This window comes from Kineococcus vitellinus (genome assembly GCF_009906315.1).
Lineage (GTDB): Bacteria > Actinomycetota > Actinomycetes > Actinomycetales > Kineococcaceae > Kineococcus > Kineococcus vitellinus.
The window spans coordinates 1-14,931 of record NZ_JAAALL010000089.1; the positions used below are offsets into that span (position 1 = coordinate 1).

General features: G+C 75.3%; 14 protein-coding genes, 1 tRNA gene and 1 pseudogene. 11 read left to right on the forward strand and 5 right to left on the reverse strand.

Going from position 1 to position 14,931, the window contains the following annotated elements; translation table 11 throughout:
- From GTQ99_RS10065 to GTQ99_RS10100, 8 genes and pseudogenes are all read left to right on the forward strand, one after another.
- A pseudogene (locus GTQ99_RS10065) lies at nucleotides 1–813 on the forward strand (hypothetical protein); the annotation flags it as partial.
- Between the two features lie 83 nt (nucleotides 814–896).
- Nucleotides 897–969, forward strand: a tRNA-Ala gene (locus GTQ99_RS10070).
- 299 nt (nucleotides 970–1,268) lie between these two features.
- Nucleotides 1,269–2,831 carry a sugar transferase gene (locus GTQ99_RS10075; RefSeq protein ID WP_166615602.1) on the forward strand — a complete coding sequence of 521 codons (1,563 nt, stop codon included), beginning with the start codon at nucleotides 1,269–1,271 and terminating at the stop codon, nucleotides 2,829–2,831.
- Nucleotides 2,832–2,995: 164 nt separating this feature from the next.
- A complete protein-coding gene (locus GTQ99_RS10080) occupies nucleotides 2,996–3,928 on the forward strand; it encodes a glycosyltransferase (protein WP_166615603.1) in 933 nt (310 codons plus the stop codon).
- Between the two features lie 23 nt (nucleotides 3,929–3,951).
- Nucleotides 3,952–4,824, forward strand: coding sequence for a WecB/TagA/CpsF family glycosyltransferase (locus GTQ99_RS10085; protein WP_166615604.1), 873 nt, complete (start codon nucleotides 3,952–3,954; stop codon nucleotides 4,822–4,824).
- Nucleotides 4,821–5,768 (forward strand): glycosyltransferase, encoded by a 948-nt coding sequence (locus GTQ99_RS10090; RefSeq protein WP_166615605.1) that lies wholly within the window; start codon nucleotides 4,821–4,823, stop codon nucleotides 5,766–5,768. The genes GTQ99_RS10085 and GTQ99_RS10090 overlap by 4 nt, the downstream gene beginning before the upstream one ends.
- Before the next feature lie 17 nt (nucleotides 5,769–5,785).
- Complete coding sequence (locus tag GTQ99_RS10095) at nucleotides 5,786–6,706, forward strand: glycosyltransferase (RefSeq protein WP_166615606.1); 921 nt, start codon at nucleotides 5,786–5,788, stop codon at nucleotides 6,704–6,706.
- A 74-nt stretch (nucleotides 6,707–6,780) separates the two neighbouring features.
- Nucleotides 6,781–7,869 carry a glycosyltransferase gene (locus GTQ99_RS10100; RefSeq protein ID WP_166615607.1) on the forward strand — a complete coding sequence of 363 codons (1,089 nt, stop codon included), beginning with the start codon at nucleotides 6,781–6,783 and terminating at the stop codon, nucleotides 7,867–7,869.
- Between the two features lie 3 nt (nucleotides 7,870–7,872).
- On the opposite strand, the gene GTQ99_RS10105 is transcribed toward GTQ99_RS10100, so the two are convergent.
- Entirely contained in the window at nucleotides 7,873–9,156 is a 1,284-nt protein-coding gene (locus tag GTQ99_RS10105) for a glycosyltransferase family 4 protein (protein ID WP_166615608.1), read from the reverse strand.
- 127 nt (nucleotides 9,157–9,283) lie between these two features.
- Between GTQ99_RS10105 and GTQ99_RS10110 the strand changes: the two genes are divergently transcribed.
- On the forward strand, nucleotides 9,284–10,171 hold the full coding sequence (locus GTQ99_RS10110; RefSeq protein WP_166615609.1) for a glycosyltransferase: 888 nt from the start codon (nucleotides 9,284–9,286) through the stop codon (nucleotides 10,169–10,171).
- Nucleotides 10,164–11,081 carry a glycosyltransferase family 2 protein gene (locus GTQ99_RS10115; protein ID WP_240897133.1) on the forward strand — a complete coding sequence of 306 codons (918 nt, stop codon included), beginning with the start codon at nucleotides 10,164–10,166 and terminating at the stop codon, nucleotides 11,079–11,081. The genes GTQ99_RS10110 and GTQ99_RS10115 overlap by 8 nt, the downstream gene beginning before the upstream one ends.
- Nucleotides 11,082–11,084: 3 nt before the next feature.
- On the opposite strand, the gene GTQ99_RS26800 is transcribed toward GTQ99_RS10115, so the two are convergent.
- The 4 genes from GTQ99_RS26800 to GTQ99_RS26810 all read right to left on the reverse strand — a co-directional run bounded on the left by GTQ99_RS26800 (nucleotide 11,085) and on the right by GTQ99_RS26810 (nucleotide 14,692).
- Nucleotides 11,085–11,783 carry an acyltransferase gene (locus GTQ99_RS26800; protein WP_338074887.1) on the reverse strand — a complete coding sequence of 233 codons (699 nt, stop codon included), beginning with the start codon at nucleotides 11,781–11,783 and terminating at the stop codon, nucleotides 11,085–11,087.
- Between the two features lie 29 nt (nucleotides 11,784–11,812).
- On the reverse strand, nucleotides 11,813–13,150 hold the full coding sequence (locus GTQ99_RS26805) for an O-antigen ligase family protein (RefSeq protein ID WP_166615611.1): 1,338 nt from the start codon (nucleotides 13,148–13,150) through the stop codon (nucleotides 11,813–11,815).
- An 11-nt stretch (nucleotides 13,151–13,161) separates the two neighbouring features.
- Complete coding sequence (locus GTQ99_RS10130) at nucleotides 13,162–14,094, reverse strand: YveK family protein (RefSeq protein WP_166615612.1); 933 nt, start codon at nucleotides 14,092–14,094, stop codon at nucleotides 13,162–13,164.
- Between the two features lie 205 nt (nucleotides 14,095–14,299).
- The gene (locus GTQ99_RS26810) at nucleotides 14,300–14,692 is read right to left on the reverse strand and encodes an NPCBM/NEW2 domain-containing protein (RefSeq protein WP_338074888.1); all 393 of its coding nucleotides are present in this window, start codon (nucleotides 14,690–14,692) and stop codon (nucleotides 14,300–14,302) included.
- A gap of 13 nt (nucleotides 14,693–14,705) precedes the next feature.
- On the opposite strand from GTQ99_RS26810, the gene GTQ99_RS26815 reads away from it, so the two are divergent.
- On the forward strand, nucleotides 14,706–14,931 hold a 226-nt coding region (locus GTQ99_RS26815; RefSeq protein ID WP_338074889.1), incomplete at its 3' end, for a hypothetical protein.

The window sequence follows — 14,931 nt, forward strand, 5'->3', positions numbered from 1 at the left end:
GCGGGACCGGAACCCTCCGGGCTGGTCGCCTCCCAGGGCCGCAACCAGGAGGCGTTCGCGGCGCGCACCGCGCGCCAGGCCGTCGCGTCCCGCCGGCGCAGCGGCCGCAGCCGGACCGCCCCCTCCAGCCGCCCGGTGCTGGCCGCGGGCCCCTCGGCACCGGCCGCCGCCACCACCACCACTGCCGCCACCGCTGCCGCCACCGCTGCTGCCGCCGCCGCCGTCCGGGTGCCGGCGACCGCGGCCGCCGCGGCGAGCGCGCCGCCCCGGCGCGCGGGCGGGCCCTCGCGGGTCGTCGTGCGCCGCCGCCGCCTGCTGGCGACGGCGCTCGTGCTGAGCGCGGCGGGCTGGGTGCTGGTCGCCGCCGGGCAGGCCCCCTGGGCGTGGGGCGCCGCGCCGAGCGCGGTGCTGCTCCTGGTCGTGGCGGCGCTGAGCCGGCACGGGGCCGCTGCCCCCGCGCGCAGCACCGCGCCGGCCCGCACGGCCGAGGTCACCGCGGTGCTGCCGGCCGTGCGCGCGGGCCTGCCGCCCGTGGCGCTGCGCTCCGAGGAGCCCGCCGGGGCGGACGCCGGGGCGCCGGTCCCGGCGCCGCGCGAGGAGCCCGCCGCGAGCTCGCCGGCCCCGGCCGCCCCCGCGCCGGGCTGGCAGCCGGTGCCCGTCCCGCTGCCGACGTACCTGCTCAAGGACAAGGCGCCCCACCTGACGCCCCCGGCCGCCGCCGAGCGCGAGCAGGAGCGCGCCGCGCTCGCCGTCGACGACGAGCCCACCCAGGTCATCGACCTGCGCGAGCACGTGCGCGTCGTCAACGGCTGAGCCCCGGCGCGACACCCCTGGTCGGGGCGGTCGACGGCAGCTGGTAAAGTCGTACCCGTCACCGCGCGCGAGCGGGACGGCAAGGGGCTGTGGCGCAGCTGGTAGCGCACCTCGTTCGCAACGAGGGGGTCAGGGGTTCGAATCCCCTCAGCTCCACCCTTCGAAGGCCCTCACCGGGAGACCGGTGGGGGCCTTCCTCGTTCCCGCCGCCGTCCCCCGGCTCGTCCAGACTCCTCCGCGACCGGCCGTGAGCCGGGCCTCCCCGCACCCCCAGAGGCTTGTGCGCTCCGTGCTCCGTTCGTGACCTGGCTGTGAGGGACTTGCGTCCAACGGGTGACTCCCCGCTACCATGGGTGTCATCAGCTCACCCGTCCGTAGCAGCGCGACACGCCCGGACGGATCACTGACCCCCACAGCGGCGTGGGTCTCGACGACCACGACTGACGGGGGAGGCCATGGCGGCTGAGGAAGTACGGGTACTGCCGGCGCAGCGACGCCGCATCATCGACGCGAACGACGGCACACCGACCCTCAGCACCGACCAGGCGTTCCTGCCGCTGACGCGCCGGCGCCCGGCGGGCGCGCCGCGGCCCGCCGGGCGGCGGCCGGTCTGGCAGCGCGAGTACGTGCGCACCATCGCCGTCTCCGACGCCGTCTCCGCCCTGCTGGCGGCCCTGCTCGGCTGGGCCGTGCGCTTCGGCGACACCCCGCTGCACGCCACCGGCCTCAGCGGCCTGTCCGTGGCCTGGACGATGGTCCTGCTGCCGCCGGTCTGGATCACCTCGATGCTGCTCTTCCGCGCCTACGAACCGCGCTTCCTCGCGGTCGGCTCGGAGGAGTTCCAACGGGTGCTGCTGGCCGGCACGACCGTGGTGGCCTTCGTCGGCACCGCCTCCTGGGCCCTGCAGCTGGAGATCGCCCGCGGCTTCGTGGTCGTCGCACTGCCGGCGGCGGGCGTGCTGACCGTCGTCTCCCGCCTGGCGGTGCGGCACTACCTGCACACCCGCCGCGCCGCGGGGGAGTGCATGCAGTCCACCCTCGTCGCCGGCCACCCCGAGGCCGTCGCCTCCCTGGTGCGCCAGGTGCGTCGCCAGACCGACCACGGCCTGCGGGTGGACGCGGCCTGCACCCCCGGTGGCCGCAGCACCCAGGAGCTGCAGGAGCTGGGCGTGCCCGTGCTGGGCTCCCTGGAGGAGGTCGCCGCCGTCGCGGGCGAGCTGGACGTCGACGTGGTCGCGACCCTGACCTGCCCCGAGCTGGACGGGCCGGTCCTGCGCCGCCTCGGCTGGGAGCTGGAGAGCACCCGCGCCGACCTCGTGGTGGCCCCCGCCCTCACCGACGTCGGCGGGCCCCGCGTGGTGATCCGCCCGGTCTCGGGCCTGCCGCTGCTGCACGTCGACCGCCCCGAGCTGCGCGGCATCCGCCACGTCGGCAAGACCCTGCTGGACCGCGGCAGCGCCGCGCTGGGACTGCTGGCGCTGAGCCCGCTGTTCATCCTCATGGCGGTCCTCATCAAGCTGGACTCGCCGGGGCCGGTCTTCTTCCGCCAGCGCCGGGTGGGGCGCGACGGCACCGAGTTCACGATGGTGAAGTTCCGCTCCATGGTCGTCGACGCCGAGCAGCGGCTCATCGACCTGCGGCAGGCCTCCGAGGGCAACGGCCTGCTGTTCAAGATGAAGCGCGACCCCCGCGTGACGCGCACCGGCGCGTTCCTGCGCCGCTACTCCCTCGACGAGCTGCCGCAGCTGTTCAACGTCCTCTCGGGGAGCATGTCGCTCGTCGGCCCGCGCCCGCCGCTGCCCAGCGAGGTCGCCCAGTACGGCCAGGACCTGCGCCGGCGGCTGCTCGTCAAGCCCGGTCTGACCGGGCTGTGGCAGGTCAGCGGCCGCTCCGACCTCGACCTGGACGAGTCCACCCGGCTGGACCTGCAGTACGTGGAGAACTGGTCGCCCGCCTTCGACCTCATGATCCTCGCCAAGACCGTCCGAGCCGTGCTCGGCGGGCGCGGGGCGTACTGAGGTGCGCCCGCGTGTGACACGGGTCGCACGGGCCGGCGCTGTCACGGGGTTGCGCCGGTCCGGTGAAGCCTGGCTACGATGCGCACGGTCAGGTGACCAGAAGTGACTACGAGCTGCCGAACGAGTGACGACGCGCTCGGACGACGGGCGAGAGGAGGAGGATCGTGACCACGACCGTTCCCGATCCCTCGCCGGCGCTCACCCCGCCGCGCCGCACGCCCACGGTCTCCGTGGTCGTGCCCGCCCACGACGAGGCGCGGACGCTGGGGCGCACCCTCGAGGCGCTGCGCTCGGCCGCGAGGACCGAGGTGGTCGAGGTCGTCGTCGTGGCCAACGGCTGCACCGACGACACCGCCGCCGTGGCACGGGCCGCCGGCGCGACCGTCGTCGAGCTCGGCCAGGCCTCCAAGGCCGCGGCGCTGCGCGCGGGTGACCGCGCGGCCACGACCTTCCCGCGCGTGTACCTGGACGCCGACATCGTCCTGACCCCCGGAACGCTCGACGCGCTCGCCGAGCGGCTGCGCGCCGCCGGCGTGCTCGCCGCCTCCCCGCGCGTGCGCTTCGACACCTCGGCCTCCTCGTGGCCGGTGCGCGCCTTCTACCGCGCGTACGCGGAGCTGCCCTACGTGCGCGACGGGCTGGTGGGCCTGGGCGTCTACGGGCTCTCCGAGACCGGCCGCGCCCGCTTCGAGGAGTTCCCGGAGCTCACGAGCGACGACCTCTTCGTGCAGCGGCTCTTCGCCGAGCACGAGAAGGCGACGAGCGAGGGGGAGTTCCTCGTCGCCGCCCCGCGCGACCTGCGCAACCTGCTCAAGGTCCGCACCCGGACCGCGGCCGGGAACGCGCAGCTGAGCAGGGTCGAACACGGCGCCGGGGGGCGCGCGGGGACCGAGGTCTCCGGCGAGAGCGCCATCGGGGGTCCACCGTCCTTCGCGCGGTCGACGTCGGCGACGTCGACCGCCCTGGCGCGCCTGGCCTTGGGCCGACCACGTCTGATCCCGTCCTTCGCCGTCTACACCGGTGTCACCATCGCGTCGCGGGTCTCCGCTCGCCGTCGGCAGGCCACTGCCTGGCAGCGGGACTCCTCGACGCGGTGACCCCGGTCGACCTGGGAGATCGCATGGCTCTCGACTCGTCCGCCCTCCACTCCGTCCCCTCGCTACGTTCCGTAAACAAGGGAACGCGCACGGCGAGCACCCGTGAGGAGACCGACCCGTCCGTCGTCCGCCAGCAGATCACCGTGGACGACGTCGCCTTCGACGCCCTGCGCGAGGAGGAGGTCGTCGCCCACGTGATGGCCGCGCTCGACGCGGGCCGCGGCGGCAACCTCATCACGCCCAACGTGGACATCCTGCGGCAGCTGCGCCGGCCGCAGCTGCGCGACCTCGCCGAGCAGGCCGAGCTCGTCGTGCCCGACGGCATGCCCATCGTGTGGGCGAGCCGGCTGCAGGGCGAGGAGCTGCCCGAGCGCGTCACCGGGTCCTCGCTCATCTGGTCCCTGTCGGAGGCGGCGGCCGAGGCCGACCGGACGCTGTACCTGCTCGGCGGCGCGGAGGGGATCGCCGAGCGTGCAGCTGACCGGTTGACCGGGGAGTTCGACGGCCTGCGGATGGCGGGCTGGGACTGCCCGCCGTTCGGCTTCGAGCGCGACGCCCGGCAGCTCGAGCAGACGGTGGGGGCCGTCGTCGACGCGAAGCCGGACATCGTGTTCGTCGCCCTGGGCTTCCCCAAGCAGGAGCGGCTCATGCAGCTGCTGCGCGAGCACCTGCCGTCGACGTGGTTCATCGGCTGCGGCGGCACCCTGACCATGGTCGCCGGGGAGGTCTCGCGCGCTCCGGAGTGGATCCAGCGCAGCGGGCTGGAGTGGGTGCACCGGCTCGCGATGGAACCGCGGCGGATGGCCAAGCGCTACCTCGTGCACGACCTGCCGTACGCGGCGGGTCTCATGGCGCGCTCGGTCGCGCGGCGCACGAGCGCGCGGCGAGCGGCGTGAGCGCGGACCTGGAGGCCAGGACCGCACCCGAAGGCGCCCCCGGGGCGGGCACCTGGCCCGCCGTCACCGTCGTGGTGCCCGTCCACGGCGACCGCGGAGAGCTGCGGCAGACCGCGCAGGCGCTGGCCGCGCAGGACTACGCCGGTCCGCTCGACGTCGTCCTCGTCGACAACGGCGACAACCTCGGGCTGGAGCGCAGCGCCGGCGCGCTGCCCTCGGTCCAGCTCGTGCGCGAGCGAACGCCCGGCTCCTACGCGGCGCGCAACGCCGCCCTGGCCGTCGCGGCGGGGGAGGTCCTCGCGTTCACCGACGCGGACTGCCTGCCCGAGCCCGCGTGGCTGCGCGAGGGGGTCGCGGCCCTGGTGGCCCAGGAGGGGCCGGCGTTCGTCGGCGGCGCCGTCCGCCTCTTCGCCCGGGACCCCGAGCGGCCCACGCTCGCGGAGCTGTGGGACGTGCTGAACTTCCTGCAGCAGGAGGACTACGTGCGCACCCAGGGGTGGGCGGCCACGGCGAACATGATCACGCTGCGCTCGACGCTGGAGCGGGTGGGCCCCTTCGACGAGCGGCTCAAGAGCGGCGGCGACCGCGAGTGGGGCGAGCGCGCCTCCCGCCTGGGCGTGCGCGCCGTCTACTGCCCGCAGGCCGTCGTGCGCCACCCCGCCCGCGCCCGGATGGCCGAGCTGCAGGCCAAGGCGCGCCGCGTGGCCCGCGGTGACGTGGAGAACCGCCGCCGCAGCGGCCGGCCGGCCTTCGACCCCGGCGTGGTGCGGGCCGGCCTGAACCCGAGCCCGCGCTCGACGTTCCGCCGCTCGGCGGACCTGCCGCACCCCAGCCCGCGCAACCGTGCGCGCTACGTCGCGGTCGCCCTGTGGATGCGCTACTACACCTTCGGCGCGAAGCTGACGCACGTCGTGCGCACGCGGGGGAGCGGGCAGCGACCGTGACGACCCAGGAGGCAGCAGTGAGCACGACCACGGGCACCGGCCGCGAGGGGACCGGCGCGCCGGACCCGCTGGCGCAGCCCGACGTCTCGGTCGTCATCCCCGCGCTGAACGCCGCTCGCACGCTCGGCGTGCAGCTGGACGCGCTCGCGGCTCAGCGGACGTCGCGCACGTTCGAGGTGCTCGTGGCCGACAACGGCTCCACCGACGGCACCCGCGAGCTCGTCGAGGGCTACCGCGACCGCCTGCCGGGGCTGCGCTGGATCGACGCCAGCGCGCGGACCGGGTCGAACGTGGCGCGCAACACCGGGATCGCGGCCGCCCGCTCGGACCTGGTGCTGCTGTGCGACGCCGACGACGAGGTGGACCCGCGCTGGGTGGAGACGATGGCCACCGCCCTCGAGGACGCCGACGGCGTCGGCGGCCGCCTGGACCGGCTGAAGCTCAACGACGCCTACGTCCAGGCGTGGGGGACGCCGCACGGGCACAACGGGGTGGTCCCCCAGCTGGGCTTCTTGCCCCGGCCCATCGGCGCGAACGCCGGGCTGCGCAAGTCGGTGTGGGAGCGCCTCGGCGGGTTCGACGAGACCTACGTCCGCGGCGGCACCGAGACGGAGTTCTTCTGGCGCCTGCAGCTGCAGGGGTTCTCCCTCGTGGAGGCCGCCGACTCCCTCGTGCACTACCGGATGCGCTCCAGCTTCCGCGCCGGGGTGCGGCAGATGTACGTCTGGGGGCGCCAGGCGCCGATGCTCTACCGCGACTTCCGCCGGCACGGGATGACCTGGGACGCGCGCGAGTCGCTGCGCCGGCTGCGCTGGCTGCTCGTGACGGCGCCCCGGGCCTACCGCGGCCGGGAGGTCCGCTACCAGCTGGCGCGGGAGGCGGCCTACCGCGCCGGCCGCGTCGTCGGCAGCCTCAAGTTCCGGGTGGTGTACCTCTGAGCGCAGGGACGGCCCCGGCGGGCGGCGACGTCGCCGTCTACCGGCGGGTCTTCCTGAACCGCTCGGAGACCTTCGTGCGCGACCACCTGCTGTCGCTGCAGCGGTGGCGGCCGACGGCGCTGACCTCCTGGCGGACCCCGGACGCGCTGGAGGTCCCCGGCGTCCCCGTGCGCGAGGCGCGCGAACGCGCGCTCGCCGCCCGCGTGCGCTCGCGCCTGCCCGAGCGCGTCGCGGGGAGCCTCGAGGATCGGCAGGAGCGGCAGCTGCGCTCCGCGCTGCGCGCTCTGCGGCCCGACGTCCTGCACGCCCACTTCGGCACCGACGCCGCCGTCGTCGGCCCGGTCGCCGCGGAGCTGGGCATCCCGCTCGTGGTCACCTGGCACGGCTACGACGCGACGCTGCACGACGAGGCCCTCGCGTCCTCCACCTCCGGGCGGTTGCTGCTGGAACGCCGCGCGCAGCTGCTGGCCTCCGCCGCCGGCACCATCGCCGTCAGCGGGTTCATCGCCGCCGAGCTCGCCCGCAAGGGCGCCGACCCCGGGGCGATCGACGTCATCGCCTGCGGGGTCGACACCGAGCGCGTCGTCTGGACGCCGCCGCCCGCCACCGGCGGGTTGCTCTTCGTCGGCCGGCTCGTGGAGAAGAAGGGGCTCGCCGACCTGCTGGATGCCCTCGCCGGCCTGGCCTCGCCGCCGCCGCTCACGGTCGTCGGCGACGGCCCGCTGCGCGAGCGCCTGGAGCAGCGGGCCCGCGACCAGCGGGTCGACGCCCGCTTCCTGGGGACGCGCACCAGCGACGAGGTGCGCGCGGCCATGCGCGAGGCCCAGGCCGTCGTCATCCCCTCGCGCCGCGCTGCGAACGGCGACTGCGAGGGGCTGCCGGTGGTGAGCCTGGAGGCCGCCGCGTCGGGGCGCCCGGTGATCGCCTACGCGCACTCGGGGCTGGTGGAGTCGGTCCTGGACGGCACGACCGGCCTGCTGGCCCCCGAGGGGGACGTGGCCGCCCTGGCGGCGGCCGTGGAGGAGGTGGGCGCCGACGCCGACCTGAGGGCTGCGTTCGGCCTCGCCGCCCGCGAGCACGCCGTGCGCTCCTTCGACATCCGCGTCACGACGGCGCGCATCGAGCAGGTCTACGACCGGGCGCGCGCCGCCGGCGCCTCCTGAGCCTCAGACCCCGACGACGTCCCGCAACCGCCGGACGTTCAGCTCCGCGCCGAACTCCTCGGCGACGCGGCGGCGTCCCCGCCGCCCCAGCTCGGCCCGCTCCTGCGGGGAGGCGGCCGCGAGCTCGCGCAGCGCCCGGGCCAGCTCGTCCACCCGCCCGGGTGGCACGAGCCGGCCGCTGACGCCGTCCTGGACGAGCTCGGGGATGCCCGCGATCGGGCTGGTCACGACGGGCAGGGCGGTGGCCATGGCCTCCATGAGCACCACGGGGACGCCCTCGGCGAAGCTCGGCAGGCAGAACGCGTCCGCCCACGCGTAGTGCTCGGGCAGGTCCTCGTTGCCCACCGGGCCGAGCAGCTCCACGACGTCCGCGGTGCCCTGCCGGCGCGCCTGGGCCGCGAGGTCGTCGGCCAGCGGACCGGCGCCCACGACGCGCACCCGCACGTCGAGCGGGTCGGGACCGCCGCGCAGGGCCGCGACGGCGTCCAGCAGCAGCGAGGGCCCCTTCTCCGGCACGAGGCGCCCGACGAAGAGCACCCGCAGCGGGCCCCGCGGCCGCTCGGCGCGCTCCTGCGAGCGGTCGGCGAAGCGGTCCACGTCGACGGCCATCCGCACCACGCCCAGCTTCCCCCAGTGCTCCGGCGGGGTGTGCCGCATCAGCTGACCCCGGCAGAAGTCGCTGATGCAGGCCACGGCGTCCGCCGAGCGCACCTTCGCGGGCAGGTCGAAGGCGTCGACGGCCTCGAACTCCGTGGGGCCGTGCATCGACATCGTCCAGCGCCAGCCGCTGCCCGGCCCGTCCTGCGCGCGGCCCATGGCGACCACCAGGCGCGCCACGTCGGCGCCGTTGTTGGCGAAGTGCACGTGCAGGTGGCGCAGGCCCCGCCGGCGCATCTCCTCCAGCAGCACGAGCGCCTCGGCGAGGTAGAACCCCTGCCAGAGCCGCCCGCGCGCCCCGCCCGGACCGGACCGCGCGGCCAGCAGCGCACCGGTGGCCAGCGCGCGCGGCCGGCGCAGCGAGGCCGCGCCCGTGCCCGCCAGCTCGCGCGCCCGGGCGCGGTCGAGCAGCACGGTCGTGCCCGCCGCCTCCCGCCGGCTGCGCGCGGAGCGGTGCTGGGCGGCGGTGGTGGGCCGCACCGAGAAGGTGTGCACCTGCACGCCGCGGGCCCGCAGGGCCTCGACCTCGTTCTCGATGAAGGCGTGCGAGAGCGTCGGGTACTCGCTGACGAGGTAGGCGAGGGCGGGGACGTCGGGCGCGGAGGTGGTCGGTCCCGGGGGCGAGGCCATGCGCGCACCCTAACGGGCGCGCTGGGTGACCGAGCGCGCCACTGCTGTCACGGGACGTCGCGCTACCATGCGGCGACTCGTGGTCGTGAGCCGACTGCCCAGACCTGAGGAGGAGCAGACGCGCGTGGTGCCCCCCGTCGTCAGCATCGTCATCCGCACGTACAACTCCGCGGCCACGCTGACCGCGACCATCGACTCGGTGCGCGCGCAGACGCGCCCGGTGGAGGTCGTCGTCGTCGACTCGGGGTCCACGGACGACACGCTGCGCATCGCGCGGGAGCGCGCCGAGCGGCTGGTGAGCATCCCGCACGAGGAGTTCTCCTACGGGGGCGCGCTCAACGCGGGGGCGCAGGCGGCCACCACGCCTGTCTGCGGCGCGCTGTCCAGCCACACCGTCCTGCCCCGCCCGGACTGGGTCGAGATCGGGCTGGAGCACCTGGACGCCGGTGCCGTCGCCGTCTGCGGCGGCGAGGTGGACGGGGAGAACCGGCCGCTCACGGCCCCGCTGCGCGCGGACGCGGACTACCTCGGCCGGCACCGCTACTGGGGGTTCACGAACACGGCGAGCATGTGGCGCTCGGAGGTCTGGCGGGCGCACCCCTTCGACGACTCGCTCGTGGCCTCCGAGGACCAGGAGTGGTCGTGGCGGGCCGTCGCCGGCGGCGGGCACCTCGTCGTCGATCCGCGCCTGACCGTCAGCGGCAGCCACCGCCGCGGTGCCGGTCTGCGGGCCTACCACCACCGCATGGTCAGGGAGATCCGCGCCCTGGAGCACGTGCGGCCGCTGGGGCCCTACCCGGCGACGCGGGCGCTCGCCGACTGGGTGCGCCACGCGCCCTCGGACCCGTTCGTCTCGCCCACCCGCCGCTTCGGCCGCACCCGCCTGCTGGACATCGTCGCGCGCTGGGAGGCCGGGCGGCAGGGACGGCGCGGCCGCGTGCCGCAGCCGCGCCTGACCCCCCGCGCCGTGCCCCGGCCCGGCACCGGCGAGGAGGACGTGCGTGCCGATGCGTGAGGAGACCGCCACCTCCCCGGTCCGCCGGCGGCCGCGGTCGGCGGCGGTGATCCCGGTGCGCGGCCACGCCGCCCTGCTGGAGGGCGCGCTGGCGGCGCTGGCGGCGCAGACGGTCCCCGTCGACGAGGTCGTCGTCGTGGACGACTCCCCGACGCCGGAGCTGGTGCTGGACGCTCCCGTGCGCGTGGTCCACAGCGCGGGGGCGGGACCCTACGCGGCGCGGAACCTGGGGGTGGCGGCCACCGACGCCGAGGTCGTCCTCTTCCTCGACGCGCGCAGCCGCCCCCGGCCGGACTGGGTGCAGCGGACGCTGGAGCGCTTCGCCGACGAGGGGGTGGGCATCGTCGGCTCCGACACGCTGGTGCGCGGCGGGAACTCCCTCGCCGAGCGGGCCAGCGAGGTGCAGCAGTTCAGCCGGCTGGACAAGTACGTCGCGAAGCCCTTCTTCCTGCCGTACCTGCCGACGTGCAACCTCGCGGTGCGCCGCACCGACTTCGACGCCGTGGACGGTTTCTCCACCGTCCGCAGCGGCGGCGACGCCGACCTGTGCTGGCGGTTGCAGGTCGCCACCGGGCACCGCCTGGACGTGGTGCCCGACGTCCTCATGGAGTGGGTGCCGCGCGATGAGGCCCGCCAGCTGCTGGAGCAGAACTACCGCTACGGCAAGAGCCACCACGGCCTGCGCCGCGACTGGTCCGACCGCGGTCTCGACGTGGTGCCCCCGCTGCCGGCGTGGCGGTTGCTCGTGCGCACCGGCAAGGCCGTCGTGCGCTTCGGCGCCGCGCTGCCGCGCGGGGGGCGTGCCCAGGCCGAGCGGTTCGTCGCGCTGGCGGGCGCCTGCTTCGACTGGGGCTACTGGAGCGCCCACCGCCGAGCAGCGGGGGAGCGCACGGCCGACCCCGCCCGCTGAGCGCTAGGCGAGGCCGGAGCGGGACGCCTCGGCGTCCAAGGCGTCCGCGCGGACCTCGGCCGCGTCCAGCACGGGAGGCGGCACCGACGGCTGGACCGCCTCGGGCAGCCGGTCGCCGCTGCGCCGCTTCTTCACGATGCGGGCGGGGTTGCCCGCGACCACCGTCCACGGCGGGACGTCGGAGACGACGACCGAGCCGGCCCCGACGATGCTGCCGGTGCCGATCCGACGACCCGGCAGCACGATGCAGCCGGCGCCGATCCACACGTCGTCCTCGATGACGATGGGACGGTCCTCGCGGAAGCCCTGGCGGTTCATGGGGACGTCGACCCGGCTGGTCTCGTGCGCCGAAGCCAGCAGGATGCAGCGCGGCCCCATCATGACGTCGGCGCCGATGTGCACGGGACCGATGACGAGCGCGTCCATGCCGATGTCCGAGCGGTCCCCGACGCGGATCCCCTTGCCGGAACCGAACCACGCCCCGTGCTCGATGTTGACGTCGTCGCCGCAGGCGTCGAGCATCCACCGGGCGCTCAGCGCCCGCGCCCGCCGGGCGACGGCACCGCCGGGTCGCGGCGACCAGGGCAGGTGGCGCCCGACGCCGAGGTAGGCCGCCGCCGCGGCCAGGCGCTGCGCCCGGCGCAGGACGGCGACCCCGGTGGCGCCGGGCGCCCGGTCAGAGGCTTCCGCACCCTCGCCCACACCAGTTCCTGTTCTCGCTCGCCGGTCGTCTATCGCGAGTCGCCGGCGCGCGGTCGCTCGAGGTCCGCAGAGGACGAAACGTACGGGATCAGGGCGATCCCGGCCAGCAACCAGGTCAGCGTGTTCGGCAGCGGGTACGGGACCGGGCTGAGCATGAGCGTCACGCCCCAGACGGCCGTCATCGCGGTGGAGACCGCTCGCCAGCCGACGAGTTCGGGATCGACGTACTCGCGCTGCAGGACCGCTCGCACGGGGCCCAGCAGGATGCACGCGACGAACAGGGCGGCGCCCGGGACGCCCAGTTCGGCAGCACGTCCCAGCACGACGTTGTGGACCTCGATGTTCACGTTCGTGATCGGGTACGTGTCGGCTTGCCGGACCCAGTCGGCCGAGACGTCGAGGAACTTCACCCAGCCGACACCGGTGAGGGGTTCCTGCTTGACGACCCGCAGCGCCGCCTCGTTGGTGTTGTACCTGTCGAGCACCGAGCGGGAGGTTCCCGCCCGCTCCAGCACGCTCTCCTGCAGCCCGGGCACGACAGCCAGCGCGACGGCGACGGCTGCCGCCCCACCGGCCAGCGCGGCGGGGATGTAGCGGCGCAACGCCGGGGTGGTGACCATCGCCACGAGGGAGCCGAGGACCAGTCCCACCCACACGGAACGGGTCAGGGACATGAGCACACCGCCGGCGCTGAGCACCGCGACCACGGCGCTCAGCAGCCGCCAGGCCCCCCGGAAGCGCGACACCGCCAGCGCGGCGGCGAAGAAGCACGCCGCGCACGACATCCCCATCGCCTCCGAGGCGGCGAACGGCCCGCGGGCGCGACCGAACTGGATGCCGACGCTCGGGTCACCGATGTAGCTGGGGAGGACGAGCGACCACAGCTTCAGCGTCTCCAGCACCGCGGTGATGCCCAGGTAGAGCCCCAGGAGGACGAGCGTCTTGAGCAGCAGGGCGCGGTGGGCGGGGTCCGCGAAGACCACCGGGGCCAGGCAGAACATCACGAACGGCACGAGCAGCCGGTCCAGCAGGGCGAAGAGGCCGTAGCTGTCGAGCAGGGTCCCGTGCCCGGCGGCCGAGACCGCTGCCAGCAGCAGCAGGGCGACCATCGCCGCGTGGACGGGGCGCACCAGCAGCCGCTGCCGCTTCCAGGCCCAGGGGTCGAGGGCGAGCAGGACGACGCCGCCGGCGAAGGCGATGCGGTCCAGGCCCAGCGGCACGCCCATCCGGTCCCAGTGCGCCGAGAAGATGTTGAAGACGATGGTCGCCAGGAAGCACCAGACGTACGCGGGCGTCGCGGCCCTGCTCCCGGACGTGCTGCTCGTCCCGACCGTCGTGCCTCCTGCCTGCACCACGGGGGTCGTCACCCTCGCCCGCCTCACACCCGGTGCGGGGAGGAACCGACCGGGGCCGCCGTCCGGCGCGCCTCCTCGTCGTCGAGGTGGACGGCGTCCGTCCCGCCGGTCGTGCCTGCGCGGCCGGTGCGCTGCTTGCGGCGCTCCAGCGCGGTGGCCAGGAGCAGGGCGAGGAGACCGCCGACGCCCGCTCCGGCCAGGCCGTTGCGCTGCACGGTGCTGGAGAAGTCCGTGCGGGAGACCTGCGCAGCCCGCACGATGCTCAGGCCACCCACGGCGGAGGTGCTGGCGGTGGCGTTGCGGTACTGGGCGGCCAGGGCCTCCTGCTGCACCTTCAGGACGTCCAGCTGGGTGGCCTGCTGCTGGGCGAGCGCCTGCGCGGCCTGCACGTCCGCCGCGGGCGCACCGCGGCGCGCCTGTGCCGCCGCCACGGCCGCGTCGGCGGCGATGACGGCCTGCTGGGTGGTCTGCACCTGGCTGCTGATGTCGGTGTAGCGCTGCAGCAGCTCGTCGGGGTTGGTGTACGTGGCGTTCACCTGGTCGACGAGCTGCTGGGCGATCGTCTGCGCGCCCTGCGTGGCCGCAGCCTCGGTGAGCGCGTCGACCTCGACCATGATCACGCTGGAGCCGGCGATGGGGGAGGCCGAGATGCGCTCGACGGACTCGGCCTGCTCGCCGAGGACGGGGGTCAGGTCGTTCTGCGCCTGCCGGTCGTTGACGTAGCGCGAGACGTCCGAGGCGAGCTGCTGGGAGGCGTCCGTGTACCCGGCGACGACGCGCGCGTCCAGGCTCTGGCTGCCGACCGCGATGCGGGCTTCACCGGTGTAGGTCGTCGGGGTCAGGTACGCCGTGCCGGCACCGGCGCCGGCGCCCACGACGATGAGCAAGGCGGCGAGCTTCCACCGTCGGGCGAGGGCGGTGAGCGGGCTCACGGAGGTGTCGATCACCTGGGCCACGAATGCTGCTCCATCTGGGTCGGCGGACTCGCTTCGGGTAGTCGGATCGAGGCAGAGAGTACCCACATCGTGCCAGGTGGAAGGCCCGCCGCCGTCACCCTCCACCATGACGTGACTCTGCGTCGCTGTTGATCTCCGAGAGGAGATCAACAGCGACGCAGAGTGAAGAGCGTGGTGGTCGCCGGCGCCACCAGGCCGTCTGCGGTCAGGACAGGGTCGCGCCCGCCCAGTCCGCGTGGTCACCGGTGGTGCCGTTGCCGGCGTCGGTGACGACGAGGCGGACCTCGGTGGCGCCGGAGACGTCGACGCTGAGGACCTTGGCCGCCTGCCCGCCGCGCAGCACGCCGCTGTCGGCCAGCTTGGTGGTGCCGTTCCAGACCTGGAAGACGACCGAGCCGCTGGTGCCCACCTCGGCGTCGACGCCGACCTCGGCCGTGAAGATCCGGTACCCCGTCACCGGGACGACGACCTCGGAGGCCGCGTGCACGCCCAGGCCGGTGGCGTAGCTCTTGCCGCCGATCTTCAGGGTGCGGCCGTCACCGGCCTTCATCTCGCCGTTGCTGCGGTCGCGCTCGACCGGGCCCCAGCCGTTGCGCACGGTCCGGAAGGCCGTGGCCGAGACGGCGACGGGCTCGGTGGTCGGGGTGGTCGTCGGGGTCGCGGTCGGTTCGGTGGTCGGCGTGGCGGTCGGTTCGGTGGTCGGGGTGGCCGTGGGCGTCGCGGTGGGCGTCGCGGTCGGCTGGGTGGTGGGCGTCGCGGTCGGCTCAGCGGTCGGGGTGGTCGTGGGCGTCGCGGTCGGCTGGGTGGTGGGCGTCGCGGTCGGCTCAGCGGTCGGGG